General features: G+C 64.8%; 14 protein-coding genes and 1 pseudogene. 3 read left to right on the top strand and 12 right to left on the bottom strand.

Annotated features, from left to right (window positions below):
• The 10 genes from C516_RS21440 to pglW all read right to left on the bottom strand — a co-directional run.
• Positions 1 to 215 (bottom strand): hypothetical protein (locus C516_RS21440; protein ID WP_211210650.1); only part of this gene is annotated, 215 nt, incomplete at its 3' end.
• Positions 216 to 381: 166 nt separating this feature from the next.
• Entirely contained in the window at positions 382 to 2,481 is a 2,100-nt protein-coding gene (locus C516_RS19990; protein ID WP_040409684.1) for a DEAD/DEAH box helicase, read from the bottom strand.
• Positions 2,478 to 3,800 (bottom strand): BREX system ATP-binding protein BrxD, encoded by a 1,323-nt coding sequence (gene brxD / locus C516_RS0117020; RefSeq protein WP_018719628.1) that lies wholly within the window; start codon positions 3,798 to 3,800, stop codon positions 2,478 to 2,480. The genes C516_RS19990 and brxD overlap by 4 nt, the downstream gene beginning before the upstream one ends.
• Positions 3,801 to 3,804: 4 nt before the next feature.
• Positions 3,805 to 6,534: a BREX-2 system phosphatase PglZ gene (gene pglZ, locus C516_RS0117015; protein WP_018719627.1), complete on the bottom strand. Its 2,730-nt coding sequence runs from the start codon at positions 6,532 to 6,534 to the stop codon at positions 3,805 to 3,807.
• A complete protein-coding gene (locus tag C516_RS0117010) occupies positions 6,524 to 10,183 on the bottom strand; it encodes a BREX-2 system ATPase PglY family protein (protein WP_018719626.1) in 3,660 nt (1,219 codons plus the stop codon). The genes pglZ and C516_RS0117010 overlap by 11 nt, the downstream gene beginning before the upstream one ends.
• An 11-nt stretch (positions 10,184 to 10,194) precedes the next feature.
• A complete protein-coding gene (locus C516_RS19985; RefSeq protein ID WP_018719625.1) occupies positions 10,195 to 11,175 on the bottom strand; it encodes a PP2C family protein-serine/threonine phosphatase in 981 nt (326 codons plus the stop codon).
• A gap of 49 nt (positions 11,176 to 11,224) precedes the next feature.
• A complete protein-coding gene (locus C516_RS0117000) occupies positions 11,225 to 11,512 on the bottom strand; it encodes a type II toxin-antitoxin system RelE/ParE family toxin (protein WP_018719624.1) in 288 nt (95 codons plus the stop codon).
• A complete protein-coding gene (locus C516_RS0116995) occupies positions 11,509 to 11,781 on the bottom strand; it encodes a CopG family ribbon-helix-helix protein (RefSeq protein WP_018719623.1) in 273 nt (90 codons plus the stop codon). The genes C516_RS0117000 and C516_RS0116995 overlap by 4 nt, the downstream gene beginning before the upstream one ends.
• Positions 11,782 to 11,845: 64 nt before the next feature.
• Positions 11,846 to 15,535, bottom strand: coding sequence for a BREX-2 system adenine-specific DNA-methyltransferase PglX (pglX, locus tag C516_RS0116990; RefSeq protein WP_018719622.1), 3,690 nt, complete (start codon positions 15,533 to 15,535; stop codon positions 11,846 to 11,848).
• 263 nt (positions 15,536 to 15,798) lie between these two features.
• Positions 15,799 to 20,004, bottom strand: coding sequence for a BREX system serine/threonine kinase PglW (gene pglW / locus C516_RS19980; protein WP_163139445.1), 4,206 nt, complete (start codon positions 20,002 to 20,004; stop codon positions 15,799 to 15,801).
• Between the two features lie 493 nt (positions 20,005 to 20,497).
• On the opposite strand from pglW, the gene C516_RS0116970 reads away from it, so the two are divergent.
• Positions 20,498 to 21,672, top strand: a protein-coding gene (locus C516_RS0116970; RefSeq protein WP_371807601.1) for an IS3 family transposase whose coding sequence is annotated in 2 segments (ribosomal slippage) — positions 20,498 to 20,756 and positions 20,756 to 21,672 — 1,176 coding nt in all. Because the reading frame shifts where the segments join, the coding sequence is not laid out codon by codon here.
• Between the two features lie 31 nt (positions 21,673 to 21,703).
• Positions 21,704 to 21,943: pseudogene (locus C516_RS20920) on the top strand (diguanylate cyclase); the annotation flags it as partial.
• A 243-nt stretch (positions 21,944 to 22,186) separates the two neighbouring features.
• On the opposite strand, the gene C516_RS0116965 reads toward C516_RS20920, so the two are convergent.
• Positions 22,187 to 22,855, bottom strand: a complete 669-nt coding sequence (locus tag C516_RS0116965; RefSeq protein WP_018719616.1) for an HAD-IA family hydrolase — start codon at positions 22,853 to 22,855, stop codon at positions 22,187 to 22,189.
• Between the two features lie 347 nt (positions 22,856 to 23,202).
• Here C516_RS0116965 and C516_RS0116960 point away from each other — a divergent pair, with 347 nt between their 5' ends.
• A complete protein-coding gene (locus C516_RS0116960; protein ID WP_018719615.1) occupies positions 23,203 to 23,514 on the top strand; it encodes a hypothetical protein in 312 nt (103 codons plus the stop codon).
• A 127-nt stretch (positions 23,515 to 23,641) separates the two neighbouring features.
• On the opposite strand, the gene C516_RS0116955 is transcribed toward C516_RS0116960, so the two are convergent.
• Positions 23,642 to 24,811, bottom strand: coding sequence for a permease (locus tag C516_RS0116955; RefSeq protein WP_018719614.1), 1,170 nt, complete (start codon positions 24,809 to 24,811; stop codon positions 23,642 to 23,644).
• Positions 24,812 to 25,046 lie beyond the last annotated feature (235 nt).

Raw genomic sequence — 25,046 nt, 5'->3', positions numbered from 1 at the left:
CACTCGGCGATATCTCGCCGCTCGAGTTCCTCAACGACCGTGGCCATGCTGGAGTTTCTATTTATGACTGGGCCTAAGTCGGGGAAGTGGACACTGGAGCCCCACCGTTGTGGTGTAGGATCCAGTTTCAGATGAAATTTTTCCACGCCGGTGAAACTCCGTAACCTATTGGTAATGAAGGAATTATTTGGAGTCTCCGACAGTGGTTTGGTCATTCATGCACTCCCACGCGCAGCCCTTACTCGCTCGCTGCTTGGGTGCGCCCCACCCCTTCCCGCTTACCTCGTGAGTACCAGAACCAGAATCTGCGGTGGGTGAGCCCCGTGCTGGACCCTCGCCGCGTTCACGTGCGCGCATGACGACGACACGGATGACCGCTTGCTACTCTACCCTGACCCTTACGATCGGTAGCAGCCAGTCTATTTCCTCTCTACGTGCCTTCGCTCCACGCTCTCGAGCAAATTTCGCTCCCAACTGGGCTGGCAGTAGGTCCGAGAACTTGTAGCGGCGCTCGCACGCTTCGATGGGCACGGTTAATTGATCAGCGTTCAGTGAGCGGATGCAGTCGGCAAGAGACTGTTCCGTGGCGTCCATAGGAGGCTTGAATCGTATCCGCCAGGCATCAGCTGTGCACGAGGAACCTTGATTCTTGAGTGCTGCCGCGATTGCTGTGTTCGCGCTCGCTCCCAGGAACGTCCACCAAGAAACACCGGCTATGCCATCAATCAGATAGCTCCCTTTCATGTCTAACCAATCGAACTCCTCCCGCGCCTCTTGGAGAGCGTCTTGACCTCTGTTAGATAGCAAGTCATTTATGCCCGGCTCGACTAGCGCCGCCCGCACACCTTGAGTCACTGCCCCAGACAATCCGGGTGGTGCCCCACTCCAGCGGCTGGTCCCTCTGCGGTCTGATGGTTCTACCCATACGCGGCGCTGCTTCCAATCCAAGTGAATCACTCGCCAGCCTTTACCGGCCAAGGTCAGGACAATGGGCTGGGCGTCGATAGGAAAGAGCGAGGCCATATCCACCGTGCCCACTTCCGAGCGGCCGTGCATGACACTCATCAAGGGAGCAGCCAGGAAAACCGAGAACAATTCGAGAAAGTTCTTGCGCCCATAGCGACGTTCACCCTCATCGCCGAGACAAATCAGGCCATCGACCTCAAAAAGAACCTTTTCGGACAGGAGGTGATCCAGAAGCTTCTGATACTCCTCGGGGGCTATCTCTGTGGCAGCGAGGAACGGCTGAAGGGCCCGCTGTACTTCGGACCTCACCAGTCCGCCCTCTTGGAGCACCAAGGCCAGGATCTGCTGTGCAAGCACATGGACTGGGTACGGGGGTGGCACAATGGGCTCGACGTACCCTTCCCGCCAGCGATGCAGCAGCCCTGCCGCGCGCAGGAAGCCTGCGCGAGTTGTGGCAAGAAAGAGGCAGTTTCGCTGGCCATTTCGGCGGCCAGTCCGGCCTATTCGTTGAAGAAAAGAGGCCACTGAACCGGGCGCATCGATCTGGATCATTCGATCCAGATCCCCTACATCGATACCGAGCTCGAGCGTGCTTGTGGCGACGATGACGCAGTCCCGTCCGTCGGCAAACGCATCCTCCGCGCGACGGCGCTCGTCCTGAGACAGCGAGCTGTGGGAAACGTAGGTCGTGACACCCAGCTCTCGAAGCCTTAGTGCGAGCTCTTCAACCTGTTGCCGGCTGTCACAGAAGACCAGCCGCTTTTCTCCAAGGTATAGGCGCGAAATGACGAGCGCGGCGTTGTCTAGCCCGCCCACGAAGTCCAGGGTCACATCGGGAGCACGTGTTTCCGCCACCTCTGGCGAGACCACACGACGCGAGCCGCTCGTCGTCCCCTTGGTGAGCCAATTGAGCAACCCTTCCGCATTGCCTACGGTCGCTGACAACCCCAGACGCTGAATCACGTGAGGTGTGAGTTGACCCACCCTTCCGAGCACAGCGAGGAGGTGCCAGCCGCGGTCATCTCCCGCAAACGCATGAATCTCATCTACGACCACGACCCGCAGCGACGCGAAAAACGTCCGATGGTCCATCAAGGCGGAGTCGAGCATGACCTCCAGCGACTCCGGCGTCGCCAAGAGGATGTCGGGTGGCTGGCGGCGCAGCTTCTTTCTTGTGGACGCTCCTATGTCCCCATGCCATACCCCAACGCTGCGTCCGAAAAGCGCTGCATACATCCTGAGGCGATGTTCGAGGTTATTCAGGAGGGCCTTGATAGGACAGAGATAGAGCACCGATAGGCCGGTCCAGTGCTCGCTAAGCATCCTCGAAAAAACGGGCAGGATAGCCGCCTCGGTCTTGCCCCCGGCTGTTGGCGCCAGCAGCAACGCATGCTCCCCTGAGAGGATCGGGTCAATGGCTTCAGCCTGCAGTGGTCGCAGCTCACGCCATCTGAGACTGTTGACTACGTGATGCTGGACGGCTGGGTTCAGCCGCTCAAAGGCGTCGACGCTCACAGGCGTATGTCGTCCACTGAAGTCGCGCCTGAAACGGAGCGCTCCTGCGCTGTTAGCTCGTTTGGGTCGACCGTCAATGAGTAGTGCTGCCGTGGATCGAAATCGGGAAACTGGTCAATGCGATCCAGCACCTCCCCCACCAGCTTCTTGAGGAACAGGCGCGGCGCGACGCCGACGTTCCCACCCAGATTGCCGGTCACCGCCTGAGCCAGGCCTTTCAGGTAATCATCGTCTGCCTTGGTTTGGATTCGCGCAGATTGTTCAGAGCCTGCCGCGAACAGATCCCGGACACGCTGCCCTACGGCCAGAAGCCGTTCTTCGTTAAAGTTCTGCAACCGGATCTGAGGAGCCCTCGGATTGTCGAAACGACCATTGTCCTGGAACTCCACATGCAAGCGCTGCGCGAGCGGTGCCAACCGCTGTATGCCCTGCGGGCCGTCGAAAAACGGCGGAGTCCCGGTCATGATCAGGTACAACCCCGGAAAGCGACCGGCATCCACTTCGTCCATAAGCTGCCTCAGGGCATTCAACCCCTTGTCACGCACGTCGCCGCGGACACGTTGGAGAGTTTCGACCTCGTCCAATACCCAGACCAACCCGGCATAGCCCGAGTCACGCAACACGATGAGCAGGCCCTGAAGAAAGCTCATCGCCCCGAAGTGGTCGATATCGCCCTTGATACCCGCGTAGCGCTTGGCGTGAGCGGAGACATTCGGCTGGCCGCCGAGCCAGGCGAGCAATCCATCGGCGATCGCCTGCTCCCCCTCCAGCAAGGCCTTCCGATAGCCCCGCAGGCAGGCGGCAAATGCCGGCGCACGGCGATTCACCTCTTGCAGCTTGCGCTCCATTAGAGCGTTCGTCCGCTCCATGAGCTGCGCCTCGTCAGACAGCTCCGGCTCATCCGCCAGGACGTCCTCTTCCAAGGTAAAGAACCAGCCATCCACAATGAGGCGAAGAGCACCATGCCGATTCCCCTGAACCGTCAGGCGCTCGACCAGCCGCCGGTAAACGGTCTCCAGTCGGTGAAGCGGCGTCTCGGCCTCCGAAATCTGAACCTCGGTTGTCGCGAACCCCCGCCCGAGACCACGCTCCTGTAGCCAGCGCGAGAAAAACGTCTTGCCCGCGCCGTACTCACCCCGCACGGCCTTGAATACGCCTCGTCCCGACTGCGCCGTGGCCAGCTCCCGATCAAGTGCGTCCACATACCCCTCAAGGCCGACCGCCAGCACATCAAGACCCTGAGGTGGCACGGTTCCCCGCCGCAACGCGTCCAGGATTTCGTCGCGCCGCTCCGGACTGATGTGCTCGATGTCACGCATAGGCTCAGCCCTCGGAGATCTCGAACTGCTTTCGTAGCAGCGCCGTGTCGAGCACGATTTCGGCGCCCGACGCATCCTCGCCGACCACCGCATAGCCATCGACGTTCAGCAATTTCTGCATTGCAGCAAACTGAGAGCGCACGCGCAGCTCCGGTATGTCCATGGCGGCCGCGAGTCGCTTGCGACTCAGGCGGCCATCGGCCTGCAAAAGAGCATGGAGGAACTGCCTCAGGACCGATTCCTTCGGCGCGATGCGGCCAGCGGCCTTTCGCTGGCGGTGATAGGTCGGCGACGCGAGCAACTGCTCAACTAACCGTTCGCCTTGGTCCTGCTCGGGCCCGTAGGTGGTGTCCAGTTGCTCGAACAGACTCGCCTGGCGTGTTGTTTCGCCGCCTCCACGCAACTTCGCGCTTTTCAAAGTGGCCGCAGGCTCGGCCGCGTTCGCCCGCTGAACAGGCTCCGCCGCCTGAGCCCACCAGGCTGGTTCCTGCGCCGGCAGCGCGTCCCAGCCGGAAAGCTCAACTGCGTTCTCACTGCCCATGAAGCGGAAGACGCCAACAGGGACGACAATCTCTTGAGGCGTTGCACCGCCATGGTATCCATTGCTCCGTCGAACGTAACGAATACGCTCGCTCCATGGCACGATAACGCTGTCGACTCCGAGCGCCTCGCGGACGGCGGGATTGGCGACTCGGATTTCGCCCTCCACGGGCTCGGTTCCGGAATCACGCCAACGACCGGCGAGCGCCTGAACCGGTTGATGACTGTGCCAATCCATCACGTGACCGTGGTCGCTGGTGAGCACCACGGTCCTGCCGCTGACCCGCGCAGACTCCAGTAAGGCGTCGAGCTGTCGGAACTGGTCGCGACTCCAGCGCAGGCGCAACTGATCGGATTTGTCCAGGTGATCGTCGATGGCATTGACCACAACACCTAAGAGGCGCTTTTTGGGGTTGGCAATGGCCTCGCGAACGTCACTGGCCAACTCCCCACCGCCCTCGCTGAGCGCCGCCTTGTGGTAGACGGTCGGCTTGGACTTCCCGGACCCAATGGCGTGCAGCAAGCCCTGATGGTTCGCGAATGAATTGCGCTCGAAGTCGGACTGGCCCTGACAGAGTCTGCCGCTGAAGAGACTCGCCCGGGCCACGCGCGTAACGCTCGGTAACGTACTCAGCGCCGACACCGTTCGCCCGCTACCGGCTGGCCCATAACTGATCCAACCGTCCGCTGATAAGTCCGCTTCCAGCTCGCGGTAGGCCCCGTAATCCATACCGTCCATCACGAGAAAAAGCACGGGTGACTGCCGAGCCAAGGGTGCCACGAGCTCATCCAGCACCGCCTCAAGGCCAACAAAGCGCCCATTGGCGAAAGAAGTCCGATCCCAGTTCGCCAAGGCCTCCGCAAACCGCTTGTTCAACGTCTCGCGGTGCTGACGCAACTGCGTGAGCAATCGCTCCAATGCGGCGCTGACGCCCGCATGGGCATCACCGCCAAGGAGAAGCCGGCGCCCCCAGTCCACAAAGCTAGCGTCGTCGCGATGGCTAACCGCCAGTTGCTCAAGACTGCGATTGGCGCCGCGTGTACCGCCAACATTGAGGTAACGCAACAATCGCAGGGCAACATCGAGCCGCTCCAGGCGCCCCTCATCGCCCGGACTAAGCTCATGGGACCGGACCGCCTGCAATGCCGCCCCGACGTCCGAGCATTCAGCGCGCCCATCAAGGGCGTTGGTAAGCGCGTCTGCATAACGCTGCAGACGGTGCTCATATCCGCGCTGCAGGACCAGACTCTCCCCGCCTGCGTCACTGATCTGCAGCTCATCGAGAATGGCCTGAGCGCGCGCCCGGTGGGTCTGTCGTGACGCCTCGTCCAGGTCACCGAGCAGATCTCGCGCCAGCGCGAACCACCGCCGGCCCGCCGCGCCCGCCAGCGCCTGGCCGGCCAGATAGCGCTCCAGCCGGCCCGCCGCAAGCTGCCGGTCAGCCGTGATCGAGCCGGATTCGTCAAAGATCAGCTCGCACACCAGCCCGATAGCGAGCACATATTCCGCGTACTCGCTCTCCGCCACGTCCAGCAAGTGCAGCCCGAGCCTGCCGGCTCGTTGCTCGATGCGACCTCGAAAAAGCTGTCGGACCTCGTCATCCATGCGTCGCCATGCGTCAGCAGCGCCTTCAGAGAGGAGCCACCTCATCACCGCCTTGGCGTCCAGTAGGTCCTGGTCGAACCCCAGGTAGCGACGAAACAGCGAGCGCCAAACGGTATCCGCATCGAGAAATCGAGCGCGACAGGACGGATACCCCTCCGGCGGGACGTTACTGATCAGCAGCTCAGCGAGCCGCGGCGCACGGGGAATCCTTGGATCCAGTCGGTCCGCCGCGAAGAGCGCGAGCACGCTGTCCCACGGATCAAGCCCGTACAGCCTTCCACCACAAAGGCGCGCCCGCATGTCCTCGGGCAAGTCGGCCTCATGCAGACGGCTCAACACCACACCGTGTTGCCCATGTGCATTGAGTTCGTTAAGGGCCAGACCGAGCTCGAGCACCGAATCACACCGCCGAACCGGCCACCGCTGCCCCTGGAGCTGAATGACGTCCTCGCCCGCCCATTCGCCGGTGGCGCTTATCCCCACGGTTTCTACGCCGTGTCGCGCGATGACCTGCTCCGCTCGCGCCCGAATGAGGTCGGGCGTGAGCTGTCTCGACGGCGCAGTCGAAGGGCTCGCCCTAGTCGCCATGGCCGGACTCGTCGAATATCGTCCAGGAGACCTCGATCGTGGCACTCGCCGAGACGCCGCTCAGCTCCGCCTTGAGCGCCCGGAAGACCTCATCGACCTCGGACGCGGACACCTGCTGGCGATCCCGCTTCACCGCTCGCCGATTGGGCGCGTTGGGGGGGCGCGATGTCGGCGATGGTGTGCCGCCGCCACGCGCAGCGCGCGTCATCAAATCCAGGGCCGATCGCTGCGCCTCATCGACCGCGGGCGTTAGCGGCAGGACATGTTCATCACGCGTCAGCGCATCGTGAACCGGGCTCATGATGGATTCCGCTTCGGCGGTCCATTCAGCGGGCAATTCGGCAAGCCGCTGGAACAGATCCCAGGCCCCGGACTGCTCCAGTGTCTCCGCCAGCTCGCCCGCCTTGCCGATACAAGCGCCGACTGCCGTCGTCGACCCCGGGATGTCGGTCTGGGCAAGGGCCCGGATCACCTCGTTCTCCTCCGCCTGGGTGATGCGTTCGAGAATGGTACGCGCGGCCTCAACGCTACGTCGCCGCTGCGAACTGCCCGGATCGAGGCCGAGTGCGGCGATGCGTTTCTCTAGCGACTGGTTGAGGCGCTCAACCGCGTCTCGCCGGGTATTCGCATGCGTGCGCAGCTCATCCACGAAACGGCCGACGTTCGTGGCGTTGAGCTGGCGCGAATCCATCGCTAGGCCAAACAGGTGACCAGCGCGCTCCAGTGCCTCATTCCAGTCCTGCTGCGCCGGCAACGGCTGCTCGCGTAGTTCGAGCTGATCGTCCACCTGGTCAAGCCGCGGTTCGACGGCACCCCCATGCAGGTAGAAGCGGCGGTTCGTCTGCTCGGCGAACGCCAGGATCACCAGGTTCTCGACGTCTCCCGGCAACCCCATGGCATGCTCGGTCTGCAACCAATGACGCAGGCGGCCTACGGTGAGCTGCTGGACATCCTCGCTGTTGATCCGACGGTTGAACGTGTCCCGCCAGTAGTCGCCCAGGACGAAGTGCGTCTCACCCATCTGGCCGAGGTGCAGCGGCACTGCGATGCCGTTCATGACCTCCCGGTCTTCCCGGGCCACCTCCACGCGCCCGTCAGGTAGGCCCGCCACACGGCTGACGACGGCCAACACTTTCTTGAGCGCCGCACGACGGACTTCTACCGTGAACCGCGGATGATCCGGGTAATGTGCCGCCAGCATTTGATCCAGCAGATGCTGGAGATTCTCCAGGAAGTTCGCCCCCACCGGCGGCTGCAAGTGAATGCCCTGGGACAGTGAGAGGAAGTGATCATCCAGATCCTGCCCCGCGTCGACCGCATCCTCGTTGATCCGGCTGATGCCATAGGCCGTCAGCAGATTGGAGCGAACCCGCTGTCGCAGCTGGTCGCGTTGATTGGTCAACAGCACCCGCGCCTGATCGCGCTGGGCCTGCGACAGGTGGCTCCCATAGTTCGCGAGCCGCTGGCCGGACAGGACATGCTCCAGCACCGTCAAGCGTGCCAGATCATCATTCGCCTTGGCGCTGAACGCCGAGGGCAACCACACCAGCGTCGAACACTCGCCGTAGATGCTCTGGAACTGCTGGACCTGCGCCCGATCGTTCGCCACCGCATCGCCGATGGGCAGGCTGATGACCACTTTCCAATCCGTCTCCCGCGGGCGGAATCCCTCGAGTGACAACTCCTTGGCCTTGATGATCTCCACTTCGCATCGGCGTCGCGTTCCGCGCCAGTCGAAATCCAGCACGGGGGAACGGTACATGTCGTCCGTGTCCTTCAAGGCCAGGTCGGCGCGAATCATGTCCCGCACGAGCTGAACACGGGCGCCCGGCGTGTCCGACGCCAGCGCGTTCTCGAGAATGCCATCGGTATCCACACCGACGAGTTGGAGCGCTACGGTGGCGTCGGTACCCTCATCGCTGACCTTGATTTCCCCGATCTGGCTCGCCCAGCGGCGACACTTCTGGAGCACCGCCGTGGCCTCCTGGCCCGGGATGGGGGACCGCACGCTGCCGTGGTTCAGCGTGGCCAACCGCGCCGGGGTCATCGCGGCGAGTTCCTCCACGCCCTCCGCCAGCGCCGCGAGAAGCAGCGTTTTGACCAACCGATCGTCAGCCCGAAACGCCTTTTCTTGGCCCTCGGGCAGCTGACCATCCTCCAGCGCCTCCACGGTGGTGCCGTAGTGATCCGCGAGGACCGGTAGCAGGCGTGTCCGGTACAAACGCCGTGCGTTGTCGAAATGCCCACGCATTGCCTGGGAGAATGGCTCATCGCCGCTGGCGAGAACGTCGTACAGGTCACCCACGGGCACGATGTCGCCCAGCTCCAAGCGATCGCGCTGGTCCACCAAGAGCTGGAGCATGAGCTTCAAGGCGGTGCGCTCGCGCTGAAGCAGTGACGACAACGCCACCAGGGCCTTCACCAGCACCGGGCTGAACGGGTAGACCTGCCGGAACTGCTCCTTGGTGTAGTCGCGGGTCAGCAGGGTCTGGAGCACGCCTTCCCGCACCTGCGCGGCCTTCTCGAAGGCCTGATCGAGCTGCGCCCGCGCGTCCTCGGACTTGGGCCGCAGCAGCCGCTTTTCGACGATGGCGGGGAGGTTGCGGTCCTCCAGCGTGATCTTGTCGAAACGCGCCTCCCACCAGTTAAGCACGTCCGAGAAGCGCATCTGCTCGATGCCACCCATGTGCTCACTGACCAGCTCGCGGAGGTCGCGCTGCCGGGCGATGAAACTGATGATGGGGATGGGGCGAGAGGCGTCCATGGACTCCACAAGCTTGGCCACCTTCTGGCCCTCGCGGTTGATGAACTCGTCATCGGACGCATGGCTCGCCAGCCACAGGATCAGCTCGTCGAGGAACAGCACCAGCCCGTCATAGCCCAGGGACTGCGCGTGCCGCGCGATCACGGCCAGCCCCTTATCCAGGTCCACCAGCCCCTGGGTTTCATCACCCGCAAGCTGGCCGGCGTGGCTGAAGTAGCTGTCCACCAGGTCGGTGATCAGCTGCCCACGCAGCTCGCTCTCCGGCGGCGCGGCCATGGCTGACTCGAACGTGGCCGCGTCCCAGCCACCGGCGAGGTCGCCCCAGCCATCATCACCGCCGCCCTGCTGGCCCAGACCGGCGAAGAAGGCCTCGTCGCCCATCCGCTCCCGCAGGCCGCGGGCATCCTTGAACAGGCCTTCGCTGCGGTACACCGGTGGCGTGGGCGCGTCCGGATGGAGGCGGCGGATGTAGGTCACGTAGTGGCCGAGGATCGCCGCCTCCATGCTGCGGGCGCCGATCATGTGATACGGAACCACTAGCACATTGTGGTTCTGGGTCCACTCGTTATGCCGCTGGATGACGTTGGCCAGCTCCGGGATAGCACGCGCGTCCGCACTGCCCTGCAGCAGCAAGGTCAGCACCGCCATGAAATGGCTCTTACCGCTGCCAAAGCTGCCGTGAAGGTAGGCGCCCTTGCTTGCCGGCGCGTCGAGGGCGCTCTTGACCAGCGTCATGGCCTGATCGAAGCAGCGCCGCAGCTCCGGCGTCACAACATAGCTGCGCAGCGTGCCCTGCGGATCCTGCACGCCCTCGGTCAGTCGCAGCACGAAGTCCCCCTGGTGCACCTCGTGGGGAATATCGATGATCTCGGCGATCTTTGTCATGGCACGTCCCGTCACCCCTGCCCTTTAGAAGGCGCCACCTGCAGCAGCAGCGCCGTCGTGTTGTCCGACTCGCCCGGTTGGGCGGCCTGTTGCAGTACGTCCAGCAGCCCGCGCAGCAGCGCGTCTGGCTGTCGTGCGTCGCCTGCTAGCTTCTTCCAGTGCCGGTCCACCAGCGACGCCGGATCGGACACGGCCCACAGGCCATCCGTGCTTAGCAGGTATCGCCCGCCGGGCCGAAGCGTTATGGTCCGGCAGTCGGCCCGCTCCGCCAGCGACAGCGGCAGATCCTCCGCCGTGAGGTGCCGTAAACCCGGCGACAAGCGACCGCGCTCGTCCTCGAAGGTATTACCCATGGCAAACGCCTGGCTGATGCGGCTCTCCGGCTGCCTGTGTATCCGCCGCTGCCAAGCCTCGACGTCTATCGCGCCAGCGAGCATGGCGCGCGTCGACGGCGCATGGTCCAGGGTCAGATAGCGCGGACCCACCCCGGAGCCCAGCTCATAGAGCCGGCTGTCACCCACGTGGTAGAGCCACGCGGTATCTTCCGCCACCACCTCCAGCAGGGTCAGCGTACAACCTGGCGAGCGAACACCGGCACCCCAATCCGCGTGGAGTTGATCGTGCAGGGCATCCAGCCCGTTGACCAGCGCCTCGCGCGACGCATACACCGGCAACCGCCGAATGGCATCCGCCGCGTCCTCGGCCACTTGGCGGCCGTTGTCGTGGCCCCCCATGCCATCCAGTACCGCGATGCGTAGCCGCCCCGCCGGCCAGTCGTCCCGGTTGATCGTGGTTGGTGCGCCCCCACGCAGGCAGACACCAAAGCCCGCAGCATCCACCACCACCAGGTTGTCCTGATTCTCGGCGCGCTCGCCCACCGCCAAGCCACGCAGCGTGAACCAGGCCAGCTCACGCCCCGGCGGCATCATCGGTGGGGCCTGGCGGCTGTCAACATAGCCATCGAGCTGCGTGAGGGCAAAGCTCAGTTGCATGGGCACACCCGCAAATTCCGTCGTCGCAGGCTTGCCGGGCCTATCCGCCTCATGACCCGCCCCGCCCCTCAAGCTCGTGCCAGACCCGCAGGATCACCAGCGTCTCCCGATGCACGGAGTAGCGCACGACATAGCGGCCGAAGACCATGTCACGAACGGTCTCCGGCTCCGGCGCAGCAGCGACGGGCCGCCCCATGCGCGGAAACCGCGGCAACGTCTCCAGGCGTTCCAGCAACTCTGCCGCCACTCGACCGGCCGCATTCGGGTCATGCTCGGCGATGAAGGCCCGCAGGCGGCTGAGGTCCTCAATGGCCTCCGCAGCATAGACCCGCCTCACTCACCCGCCTTGGGCGGCGGCAGCTCGTCCGTCTGCCCCCAACTGCGCAGCCAGTTGTGCACCGCCTCCCCATCGGCGACGCGCCCCTGGGTGGCGGACTCCACGGCGTCCAGCGTCGCCTGCCAGCGCGCCTGCTCGCGCTGATGGCGCTCCAGGTATTCCGCCATGGCCTGATTGATCAGCCAGCCCTTGCTGCGCTGGAGCCGCTGAGCCATGGCCTCCAGCCCCTGCTCCACCTCCGGCTGGAATCGAACGGTGGTGACACCCATCACGGCCCCCGCTGATATCCGAATACTCTGTATTCGACTGTAGTCTAGCAGTAAGCCAGCCGCTTCAGCTCTGGGCCTTGCGGCCCCGCCGACGTGTCTGCGGCGGTTGCCACTGGCGGATGGCATCCCGCGTCAGGCCCAGCTCCTGGAGCTGACCGGTCAGGTAGGTCTCGAAGAACTCGTCCATCCGGCCGAACTCCGGGTCCGGCGTGCTGTGCCACTGCTGGACCCAGGGCAGCAGCTCATCCATCGCCGCGAGAAATGGCACCAGGCGCTCCGCGGGCCAGCCGGCCTGCTGGCGGCGGTCCGTGTAACACGCCGCGACCGCCTGCATCCGCTGCAGGCTGTCCCAGCCCGCCCACCCGACCAGCAGGCTGTTGTCACCGTCCGGGCTGCAATGGGGCAGGCTGACGAAGCGCTCCTTGGGCACGTCCAGCGCCCCGCGCAGCCGCCAGTAGGTGCCGTCCAGAAAATCCCCCTTGTTGTACTTCGGCGGCACCGGGATGGTGCCCAGCTCGGTGCGTTTGCGTTCATCCTGCGCGCGCTTCAGCCGCTGGGCGAAGTCCGCATCCGACTCGTCATCGCCCTGTGTCAGCTCGGCGGCCACCTCCGCATCGATGGCGTCCTCGCGCCGCTGGAGCGCCCAGGTGGCCTCCCAGTCCTGACGCTTGCGCTGCCCGGCCGCCTTGTAGCGCAGCACCGACAGCAGTGGTACGGCCTCGTCCGCCACCAGCTCCGCCACCAGCTTCTTCACATCCACGCCGCTGCGGCCGACGTAGAGCTCCGCAACCGCCATGAAGTCAACATCCAGCACCGCCCGGTCCGCCAGATCGTTGGTGGTCTGCAGGGCCGGCTCGCCCCAGTAACGCCCCGCCTCCAATCGGTCCAGCAGCCAGCGGCGCAGCGCGGCCTCTTCCGTCTCTGCCCAGCTATCCAAGTTCCAGCGGCGCTTGTGCTCGGGCTGCTCCAGCAGGCCGATGTAGCGGTCCGACTGGATGTGCTCGATGCGCGCCTCGACCAGGGCGCGGTAATCCTCGGGCCAGTCCGTTGGGAGCTCCGTGATGGGCGTGGAGCCATGGCGACGAAACCAGCTCGTCTCCAGCTTGCCAGCGGCCATGCGCCGCGCCATGGCGATCTCGAAGGCCCGTTCGCCCAGGCGCAGCGCCGGGGGCGACTGTGGCCGACCGGCCGCATCGCAGTACTCGAAGTCCCGATCGAGCACGCCGTAGAGCCGGTAGCATCGCCAGTCCACTTCCTCCTGCAGCGCGATCATGCGCCCGAGCAGGTCCTCAGCCTGCGCGCGGTAGGCGTCCAGCTCATCGCGGGAGAGCGGCAGGCGGTCCCTCAGCGCGTCCGGCAGGACGGCCTGCCGCCGGGTGGCGAGATCGTCGAGCTGCCGGGCGAGGTCCAGGGGCTTGGTCTCGGTGACTGGGAACTGCTTCAGGCCGGTGCCGGTGAACTCGTAATGACTTTCCCAGTTCTCGTCGCCCATTGCCGAGTAACCCGCCGCCACTCGGCTTCCGCCGCCAGCTCCCTTGCTGTGAAACACCTGCTTCATCCAGAAGCAGGCCACCGAGCTGTTCAGCAGGCCCAGCAGCGCCAGATGGTCGTCCTCGCTGGCCTCGGCCGGGAGCTTGATCACCGGCGCCGAACGATTGAACACCTTGCCGCCGCGGTCGAGGACGAAGTGGTTGTGGGTGGCGACGAAGGCGAAGGTGATGGATCTTGGGATCTGAAAGCGATCCGCGGGAATCTGGCCGTACTCGTACCAGGCCTTGCCAACATCGCGATAGGTCTTACCACCAAAGACTTTGCGATCGAACAAGGTCGTCCGATACGGCCACATGAACGGAAAGGCCCCTTCAATCGCCTGCGGCTCAATTACCTCAACGGACGGTGTATAGGGAAACAGCGCCGACCAGACCTCGTAGAAGGCCCAATCCCGTATGTCCTCGCCGATCCCGAAGGTACGGACAAGATTCATAGGGACACCCTGACGCCTGAAGACGTCAGGTTCCTGAACAAACACCTCATCACTCTTGGTGATGCAAACAAATCCAATGGAGGTTGCCCACTCCTGCATTGTGGATTGGGCGCTACCTTCCACATGCTCCTTCACCGCAGTAATACTGCCGCCGCCCAACGACCATGGGTGAGCCGCAAAGGTAGGCCTTTCGAGATCGGCTACCGACACGAAGTCACTTTCGCTGCCCGGCTGATCGACTTGATCGAGGATAGCGCTCCACACCTGGCCCCTCGCTGGATCAGACGGTGTGCCCGGCTCCCCTCGTATCCCCATGACTGTCCGCACCGTGGGCGCCGTCGGTGCCCGGTTGCTGCCAAAGAGGATGACGGTCGGTGTGCCGTGCCCCGGGATATAGGCCCCAGCCGTATGGATGACATGCGTCAGGTTCACCCGCGGCAGGAACTGCTCCACCAGCTTCTTGCCGAACTCCCGCTTCATGAAGGAGTCCGCGATGATCATGCCGGTGTGGCCGGCGGGCTGGCGGTCACCGCCCGGCAACGCGAGACTGAAGAAGCGCTGCGTGAACGGCACGGTCAACGCATATTGGCGGTGGCAGACCTCGCCGTAGAAGCGGCGGTAGAGTGCGTTCTGCGCCTTGTCCTTGACCGTGATGTACGGTGGATTGCCGACCACCGCGTGGTAGTGACTCCCCAGGATTCGGTTCAGCGCCTCGATATCCTCGGACCGGTAGGCCTGGCCGAAACTCGGATGGCGCCGCATGGATCCGGCATGGTCCAGCGCCAGCTCGTTCAATGGCAGGCCATGTAGCAGGCTGTCACCCGCGGCCAACTCGAATTGGTAGGCAGGCGCCTCCTTGACCTTTCCTATCCCCTCGGCCTGCAGGGCCGCGATGAGCAGGCGGAAGCGCGCGATGCTGACGGCGAAGGGGTTGATGTCCACGCCCGCCACGGCGCGCAGGGCTTTCTGAATGCGCTCGCGCGGGGTCATGGCCGGTGCCTGGCGGTGCCAGCGCTGGAGCAGGCGATGGAACGCACCGATGAGGAAGTGACCCGAGCCACAGGTGGGGTCGATCAGCCGCACCGCCTCCAACCCGAAGTCCTCGATGGCCGGGTCGAGCGTGCGATCCAGGATGAATTCCTCGACGAACTCCGGCGTCTGCAGCAGGGCGAACTGCTTACGCGCCCGCTCGGAGAGCTGCTCGTACAGATCGCCGAGGAAGCGCGTGTCCCAGTCCGGATCGGTGAAGTCGTGGACCAGCTCGCCCGTCTCCGGGACCACCCGACGCCAGAATTCCCAGAGCCCGCGGGCGGCGTCGCCGGACGGTGTGAGTTGCCAGAGCGGGTTGTGTTCCCGGTCGAACAGCTCGCGCATGGCGGGCAGCTCTCCGACGGTCTCGAAGACGTTGAGGAAGTAGTCCCGGTCCGTGTCCGTGGGGTGCTCGCGGAAGTAGCCGTCCCGCCGCTCGCGGGCCTGGCGCGCGCGCTCACCGGGGCCTGTGATGAACGCCTCGGCCAGGAGCTGGTTGTCCTCCAGGAAGCGCACGAAAACGCCCGCCAGCACCCAGGCGACCGCGCTCTGGGTGAGGTTGTCCTCCCGCCAGTCCTGGTACGTTGCGGCCGTGCGACCGCTGTCACGCGCCTCGCGGTACTCCGCCTGCAGGCGATCCCGCATCGACGCCACGGCCTCGCTGCGCTCACGCAGGTCGTCGGTCAGGTTCGCCACCTGCTGCTGCAGGTCCCGACGCAGCGCGTTCAGTTCTACCCCCATGTTGCCCCTTCTCTACGAAACAGGTGGAACGGACCAACCGGTAAACCCTACGTCTGGCCTAAACCGGATTGGCTTTGATTCTCTGTGTGACTGTTTAGCTGAGGGCTTCGAGAAACCAAAGCGCGAATCGATCCAGCTCTGTCGGGGAGCCGCCCAACGAAAGCGCCACCGCCGTCAACAGCGAGAACTCACTGCCAACATGCATTGTGACCCCGAGTCACGCCGTTGGAGTTCGGCAGCTCCCTCGAAGCCCCCATAGTCGATTACCCCTTCACCGTTTCGGGGGGCGTGTTCAGCCAGTGACGGTCCGCGTGCAGCCACTCGGAAGTGTGCACGATGGGCAGCGCCCGGTCGTCGATCATCGGCAGCGTCGAGGCACTCGAGCCTGGAATCAGCAGGACCGCGCCCGGGTGCCGCCCGCGCTCACAGGCGTCGCGCACGCGGTTGAGCAGCTCCATGTGGCCGTAGCGGACCAGCAATCCGGGGTTGAGAATCAGGATCGGCGAATCGGCCTCGATAACGGACGGGGTAATGCGCCGGACGGCTTCCGCCACAAGCTGCAGCAAGCGCGGCCAGTTGGCCCCGTCGGGCCCCGCCCCGTCGGCTTCCAGCACAACGCTCCAGCGGGCCTTACGCGCCTCAGCGACGGCCTTCATGGCACGCAGCAGTTCGCCCTCCAGGCTGTACGGGGTGAGGCCATAACCGGTGGAGAGGCGCTGCTGGGCCCGAACCATGTGTCGTGGCGCAATGCGCAGGGCGAGGAAGCGGCCCTCCTTTGCCACGCGACGGAGTTTGTGCTCGATCTCCGTGACGCGTTCGCTGCCCGGGCTTTCGGCCGCGGTCGTATCGCGGGTGGTATCGCCGGCGGTCAGCGACCCCCGAACGCTGGCAACGGTGTAGTGCCCCTGACGGCTGTCCCAGCGCAACTGGGCGTCTACCTGATCGAGCAGCGTGTCCAGACGCGGGTGATCCGGCAGCGGCTCCGCCTCCGGATAGCGTCGTGCGATCCGTTGCTGGATGGCGCGTGCGGTGAGTTTGCTCGGCCCGATGAGGGCGCCGTACCCCAGGCGCAACGCGCGCTCGGCGTCCATGCCGCGCGGGTAGATCTCCAGGCGACTCGACAACGCGGCGGTGCTGGAGCTGGCCACGGCCAGATTGACCAGACGGTTATCGCTCAGCTCGGGCTCGGGAGCGTCGATGGTGCGTAGTGCCTCGATGACCCGTTGCGGTGCGGGGAGTGGGTCCTCGGCGGCCATGCGGTCCGCCGCCTCGCCGAGGGCCTCGGCATAGCGGGCGCGTCGTGGGGCATCGGAGGCCGCCCAGGCTTCGTCCAGGTGCTCGGTGGCCAACACAAACGTGTGGTGCTGGCCTCGAAAGACAACGAAGCGCGGCTTTTCCAGGCCCTCCTCCACCTCGCAGGCCGCCGCCGCCACGGCGAGGGCCCGGCGCTCCCGGCGCACGCCGTCGCTGGCCGCCCCCCGCATGCTGACGAGCCCGTGACACAGCTCGCTCAGTGTGAGCACACCGCCGTGGCGGCGTACCAGCTCTCCCACGTCCTGGCGAAGGGCCGTCATCCACTGTCGCTTGGCCCATCGCTCGCGCGCCCGGTCCAGAGCGCTCTCCAGCGTTTGCCGGGGGACGGCGAGCCGGCGGGCTGCGTTGCGGGTGTCGGCCCATTCGCCTGTCGGCTCGCCGCCCTCGTTCCCGCCAGCGCCCCCTTCCTCGGCGTCCAGTCCGAGGAAGCCGCGGAGCAGGCGCGCTTCCTCTTCCTCCATGCGGTTGTGCACGACGCGAGCCACAAGGCGGTCCAGGCTCCAGTATTCCGGGGCGCCGACGCTGTCGCCATCCTCGTCGTCGTCGGCGGCGGTGGTGGTGGCCTCTGACTCGAAATGCTCGCGCAGGCGTTCGGCCAATTGCCGGATCTGGGAAACCGTGCGTTGGCCCAAGCCCTTGTTTCGATACAGGCGAATACGTGGTAGGCGCAGCAGATCGTCTATCTGATTGACGCCGAGACGATCGCCAAGGGCATTCATAAGGCGGCCGCTCAAGCCGAGCTCCGAGATGGGTGTGCTGCGGTCGAGGTACGGCAGCATCTCGTCCAGCAGGGCGTCCACGTCCGGTATGTCGTCGTCGTGGGTCGTGCGCGTGGGGCGGTCGACGTGCTCGAAGACGCGATACCAGGCCCTTCGCATCTCCTCGGCGGTGTCGAAGCGGTCCGCCGGATCACGGGCCAGCGCCTGGCGGAAAAACCGAGTCAGACCCTCGCGCACGGCGGCGTCAAATTGCGCGGTGTCGAGGTAGACCTCCTCATCAGTCAACAGCGGATCGCTGGAGCCGTCCCCCCAGGACGGGGTAACACCAGTGGCCATTTCGTAGAGCGTCACGGCCGCGGCGTACCGCTCAGCATGGAGGTCCCAGCGTTGCGGCCGACGCTTGGAGAGGAAGGGATCCAGGTACGGCGGCGTGCCCGCGCGAATGTTCTCCGGTGGCGCGTTGGACAGGGAGAAGTCAAATAGAACCAGGGTGAGCTTTTTGCCGGGCGTCTCGCCGATACCGATGTTGTCCGGCTTGATGTCCCGATGAGCGACGCCCGCCTGCTCCAGCCACGCGGCCACCTGGAGCAGTTCGTCACCGAATCGCTGCAGCAGATCCAGGCTGAGCTTGCCGTCCTCGCGAATGCGCTGGGCCAGCGTCTCGGTTCCGGTCTTGTTCTCGGTACCAGCTCGCGCCATGAACAAGGCGGAGTGGCCGGAAACAGTCGTCCGATCAAAGAGTTCGACGATGTTCTGGTGCCGTAACTGAGCAAGCACCTGGCCTTCCTGTTCAACGCGCTCGTTAAAGCGCGGCTCCAGGGCGACCTTGAGCACGCCCTCCCGCCCCTCACGGTCAGTGACGAGCAAGGCAACGGCCGTGGAGCCCTTGCCCAGACGGCGGCGTACCTGGAAGCCGCCGTCGAGCACGTCCTTGGGGCGCGCATCCAGCGGGTTGGGTTGATCCTCCGGGTCAGGGCGGGTTAGTTCTTCCTCGACGCCCTCGAGCTCCTGCAGAAATTCGTCCACACCACTCAGCCGGTCCATCGCTTCCGGGCGAGTCGCCTCGCATATGAGGTCATCCAGCGCCGATGGGGCGGCATCCATGACGTCGGAAAGCCGGAGACCATCGCCCGTCTCCAGCTTGGCGCGCAGACCCTCGGCACCGTCCGCGGGGGGTGTCTCGGAGAACAGGAAAAAGGCGAGACACCCCAGCGAGAAGACATCCATGCGCTGATCGTCGTAACCCGCACCCACGATCGCTTCCGGCGCGATGAAGGCCTCCGACTGATTTTCTCCCCAATAGGCCGGCGCCGACGTCTCGGATATGGAGAGCCGCGTGCCGCCATCTGTACCCGTCCCCTGGCGGGCGCTTTGCCAGTCAAAAAGCTTCAGCGCGAGCCCGCGTTGCTTGTCACGGTAGACGAGGATGGACTCGGGGCTCAGCGCGCGATGATACAGTCGATTGCCGTGCGCGAACTTTAGGGTCTCGGCGATCTGGCGCACGAGGTCCAGCCGGTCACCGGCGTCCAGGGTATCGCGCTGGAGCGGCAGCCACTGATCCAGTCGCTCAACGCCCTCGGGATGCTCGAAGACGAGCGCGGGCCCGCGCTCATGCTCCGTGAACTGCTCGACCTGCAGGATACCCGGGTGCTTCACCCCATCCAGAATCTGGAACTCTCGCTCTGCCGCCTTCTGACGCTCCCGTCGGCTGGTTTCGGAAGTGGTGAGCGCATACGGGTAGATACGGACTCGCCGGTGCGAGCGTTCGAACCGGACATGGGACGCCTCCCAGTCCTGGTATAGATCGGTCTCACGAATCAGCGTATTCAGGCGAAAGTCACCGACTCGATTCTGCTGCTGCGACTTTCTTATCCCGCACTGTTCCAGCGCCTGCTTGATCTGGCGAGACTGGCCATGACCGATAGCCGCCGCCGAGCGCTGGTCGAGCTCGCCCCGCAATAGCGCCAGGATGTTTTCCTGTGTGGTTTCTGCCTTGTTGTCCGGTAGGTAGATCCCCGCCCGGGCAGTCCCGGTCAGATCACACCGCAAGTCCTGGTTCGAGAGAAATACGACCGCTTCGATGTAGGGGACCCGCCCGCCACCCTTTTTGCGGAAGGCGCGCTGCGATTGCAGCAGGGTCTTCAGCTTCTTTGCCTTACGGTTGGCCAGCAGAAGCGGATTGTCGAAGCTGCTCCTACGGCCGTCGCGCTCCCACGTCCACGTACCGGCGTCCCCGCTGATACGCCCAGGATGGCTCTTGATCTCGACCAGGTAGATACGACTGCGCGAGACGACGAGGACGTCAACTTCATTAACGCTGCCGTCATCCGCTATGAACTCCAGGTTGGCCCATGCGCGAAACGGCTCGTAGTCCGGTAGCCGGTCTCGGAGATACTCGAGGGCGCTTCGCTCCCATGGGAACTCGGACTCGGTCACGACCTGCCAGCGGGGTGGCTTCATAGCTTGAGATGCCCTACGTAAACCTTCGGATGCGATGATCTTTCACGCTTGGTTCGGCCACACCTCGGCAGGGCACTCCGCACTGCTCGAATCCTCCAGAAGTAGATCTGTTGCCACGAGGCCATCGAACATGCCAAGGAAGCGGCACACCGAGTTGCTGCGCGGATGATGAGTAGAGAGGACCCACCCGCTGCGTGCCAAGCCGTTGTGCTCCAGCGGGAGACCGTAACGTTGGCGTGCTGGCACCGTTCCATCGGGAACGTATTCTAAAACAGAACGGCAAGGGCGTGATCCTGTGTACCAAGCAGACGCTGTCGCGAAAATGGGGACGTTCCAGGTTAACCAACCGAGTACCGATCATCGGTCATGATGGTACCGGAGGCCGAGCTCTGCTGACGAGAGGTCGCCCAACTGGAGTTGACCCGTTCTGGTGGACATCCGAGCCTTTGGGAAGCAATTGGAGTCCACGATGCCACAGTCCAGACCCCCATATCCGGCGGCCTTCCGCGAGCAGATGATCGAGTTGGTGCGCACCGGGCGTACGCCTGAGGAGCTTGCCCAGGAGTTCGAGCCCACAGCGCAGACCATCCGTAACTGGGTCGCGCAGGCCGAGCGCGACAGCGGCCGGCGCTCTGATGGGCCGAGCAGCGCCGAGCAGGAGGAGCTGCGGCGCCTGCGCCGAGAGGTGAAGCGGCTGCGTGAGGAGCGGGAGATCCTGTCAAAAGCCGCGGCCTGGTTCGCTCGGGAGACCGACTCGGTGCCACCGAAGTCTTCGAGTTCGTCGAAGTGAACCGGGCCTTCCACCGCGTTGCCACGATGTGCCGGGTGCTGGGCGTCTCCCCCAGCGGGTACTATGCGTGGCGTACCCGGGTCCGCTCGCCGCGCCAGCGCGGCGACCAGGAGCTCACCGCTCACATCGAGGCGATTCATGAGCGCTCGCGGGGCACCTACGGGGCGCCGCGGGTGCACGCCAAGCTGCGCGATGAGGGCCGCTGTGTGGGCCGCAAGCGTGTCGCAAGACTGATGCGCCGCCGCGGCCTGGTGGGCGAGACTCGCCGGCGCTGGACGGTGACCACCCGGCGCGCGGGCGAACGACGCCCGGCACCGGATCTGCTGGAGCGCGAGTTCGCCGCCGAGCGCCCGGATGAGGTGTACGTCGCCGATATCACCTACGTCCCAACCTGGGCGGGCTTTTTGTACCTCGCCGCGGTGCTCGATGCCTGCACCCGCCGTGTGGTGGGTTGGGCGATGGCCACGCACCTGCGCACCGAGCTCGTCGTCGCGGCGCTGGAGATGGCCATCGTCCAGCGCCGCCCCGAGGGCGTGATACATCACTCCGACCAGGGGTGCCAATATACGTCCCTGGCCTTCGGCGAGCGCTGCCGGACCGCGGGCGTGCGCCCCTCGATGGGCTCGGTCGGGGACTGCTACGACAACGCCATGGCGGAGAGCTTCTTTGCCACCCTCGAGTGCGAGCTGCTTGCCCATCACCGTTTCCGCGATCCCGGTGAGGCCCGACCGGCGATATTCGAGTTCATCGAGGGCTGGTACAACTCACACCGGCGCCACTCCGCCATCGGCTACCACTCACCCCTTAACTACGAGAGGAGGCTCAACAACCGGAAGATCCCCCCGAAAGTCTGAAACCGTCCACCGAAGCGGGTTAACTTCAGACACCGATCTGGCGGGCGCCCTGATTATGGCGGAAAACATCCGCCGATCCGTGGAAGCCCTCGCTATTAAGAACGACAAGACGCCGCTGGGAACGGTGACCGTGAGTATCGGCGTTGCCGCCATTGAGAACCATGAATACGCCGATCATCAACAGCTTCTCAAGGCGGCGGATACCGCTATGTACCAGGCCAAAAAGGACCAACGCAATTGCGTGCGTTCAGTGGGCACCACCGTACAGTGAATCACCGCGCATCGCCCTCGTGCCCCTTCGCTCGCTGAGCCTTCCTCCCCTGCAGCCCCCGCCGACTTTCGAAGGCGCGGGCTCACCAAGCATGACCGCCGCCGACGCTCGAACTTCTCGATACGACGCAAGGCCCACGGGAATGCGTCCAGCTGCGTGGCGGCCGTGTGCGCCACCCTGCCCCGCTGAGCGTCCCCCGCATTCCCGGAGGCCAATCTGCGCCGTATTGGACGTGTAGGCTGGTTAGTGCAACGTGAGCAGCTTGTCTGCCACCTCGTCGAGGCTTTGCCCCATGACGTCAGGGGGCAGGAACACGTCTCCCCGCTGGATTTCCAGACGGGCACACCAGCCGGCGAGCGCACCGGCCCGTTTGGCGCCATGGCAATCCCACGCGTGCACTGCGACCAGGGCCATACGCTCAAGCGGTGTCTGGATCTGTTTCGCGGTGAAACGGTAGATCTCGGGATGAGGCTTCCACACGCCTGCCGCCTGCGCGGTGATGACGTGGTCAACGTACTCGGAAAGTCCGGCTCCCTCGAGGAAGCGCCGGGTATTGTCGGGACCGCCGACGGTCAGGCAACCGACGGTGACCCCTGCCTGAGAGAGGGTCCGTAGCGCCGGGGCGGCGTCGTCGAAGGTCGGCAGCGAGGAAAACCCGGCAAGTACGTAATCGATACCATCTTCACCGAGCGTGTGTTGCGTCTCGGTGCGCAGCGCCTGACGCGCGACCGGCTCGAAGGGCGCCTCGTCGCCGGCGAGCGTCAGCGCCATGGCATCGCGTTGGAATCGCATGAACCATCGATCCAGCACGGTCGCCGGCTGGCCCACCTCCTCCAGTCGCGCCGCCAGCGGATCAAGGTTGAGCAATGTTTCCAGGACATCGAAAACCACTGCGTCCGGTCGCTCAGCCATGTCGATGGTCTCCTGGCTTACAAGTTGAGTGAGCGCGCACGGGAGGTCCCTTCGCCGATACTCCGGAAACCGTAGCAGACGAAACGCTGCCCGGCCTTCGCTGTCGCCAGTGGGCGCGGCGTGCCAGCCCCCGCTGACAGGTCCCTCAGGATGCCCAGGCGCTGTTGCCAGCTCTACTGCCACCATGACGACTCAGCACTTCGGCGCTCAAGAACTGGCGCCAGGGCCCCACATCGGCTCCATCCGGAAGGCGGTGCACGCATCCGGGATTCGATCGCTGCCGTTTAACGGCCTGCTATGATGAGCCTCCCGAGGCGATCCCTCTGACAAATAAGAAGGCTGAATCTATGACGTATCAATTCGCGCTTGCCGCTTCAATTGCGCTCACCGCTATCCCGGTAGCCACGCTTGCGGCCAGCGGCGGGTCATTGGAGGTTGACGAGGGGATGGTTTACTACCACAGCCCGAATGCGAATGAAGGTGATTTCACCGCTATCAGCCCGGCGCACATCGCGAGCGTGAGGGTGACCAGCCGCTCCGGGCACGAGGTCGGCCTGATGCTCGATAACGGCAAGACCCTCTCCGTGGAATTCGATAGCGCCGAAGCGGCCACTTCGATGGGTGAACGCGTGGTTGACGCACTCAGATCCGCGCAGTGAAAACCAGACATCCCTGGGCAACGGGGCGGGCTGCCCGGGAATTCACGGAAACGGCGCCCCGAATCTGAACACACGCATTGCGGCAGTCGACCACCTGACCGACAGCGCCGGGTGTCCCCCCGCCCCGTCAGTGCCCGTGCGCATGGTGGTGATCATGCTCGCCGCCCTGCTCCATCGCACGCATCATTTCCGGGCCGCCGGTGTGGCGGTAGCGCAGATACAGCCCGCCCGCGACAACTAGCGCGATGACGTTCAGGACCGTCGTGTAGTTAAGCGAGAACGCGGCGGTGCCCACATTGGCGTTTCGCTCCGCGGGGATCCACCCGATGCCGCCGAACAGCAGCTCCACGGCGATCGCCGAGATCACCATGGCGACATAGAACACCACCGCCAGGAACACGGCCATCCGCAGGCCATAGTATTTCCGGTAGATGTTGAGGATCGGCAGTATGATCAGGTCGCCGAAGATGAACGCGACCACGCCGCCGAAGCTGATGCCCCCGTTCCAGAGCACGGCGGCGAGGGGCACGTTGCCGATGGAACAGGTGAACGACGCCACCGCGATGAGCGGCCCGATGATGGGCCCCCACAGCGTGGAGAGCACCGGGTCGTCGGTGAAGAACGCGGCATGCCAGAAGGCGTCCGGCACCAGCGCGCCCAGCGTGCCCGATACCACGAGGCCGACGCCGATGTCCTTCCAGAGCATCGACCAGTTCATCACGAAGTAGTGGCTGATCGCGGTCCACCCCTCGGCCGAGGTGAGACGTTCGCGCCAGGTGCCCTCCTTCGCCATGGTGGCCATGCCGGCGTGGCCCTCCATGCTCCCGCTAAGGCCCTTCTTCGCCTGGCGGCGGGCCTCGTCCACCAGGGATGGACGAAGGAGCCTGCGGAACATGAGCACGAGCAGCGCGATCATGATGGGGCCGCCGATGAACTCCGCCGCGCCGAAGCTCCAGCCCATGAGCACGACCAGCAACACGCCGAGCTCGATGACGAGGTTCGTCGAGGCGAACTGGAAGGCCATCGCGGCGGTGAAGTCACCGCCCTTGCGGAAGATGGACCGGGCGATCGCGACGGCGGCGTACGAGCAGGACGACGATGCGGCGCCAACGACGGAGGCGCGGGTCACCGAGCGGGCGGAGTCGTCCGGGAGCATGCGCTGGAGCTCGGCCTTGGACACCAAGACGTCCACCGCTGCTGACAGCAGGAAGCCGAGAACCAGCCCCCACAGCACCTCCCAGCCCATGGCCGCAGCCAGGTAAGCGGCCGATCCGATCGCCTCGAGGAGTGATGCCATGTGATCCCCCACTCAGTGCCGCGTGCGTGTACGCGTGCGCCCACGGGGCTGCAGACGCGGACGACGCATTTCCCACCCCCTCGAGCCTACCACCTGTGGGCCTCCTGGACGTCGGGGGAGTGCGATCACGCGCCTCCGCGGTTGTCATGAACGCCTCCGTGGCCCCGTCGATCCCCCGTCGGTATCCGGATTACCAACCTGCCCTACTCGCCCGGCCCGGCCGCAAACGGGCATC

The organism is Arhodomonas aquaeolei DSM 8974, from assembly GCF_000374645.1.
Lineage (GTDB): Bacteria > Pseudomonadota > Gammaproteobacteria > Nitrococcales > Nitrococcaceae > Arhodomonas > Arhodomonas aquaeolei.
Note: the sequence above shows the minus strand (reverse complement) of the source record. Positions and strands in the feature narration are given on the sequence as shown.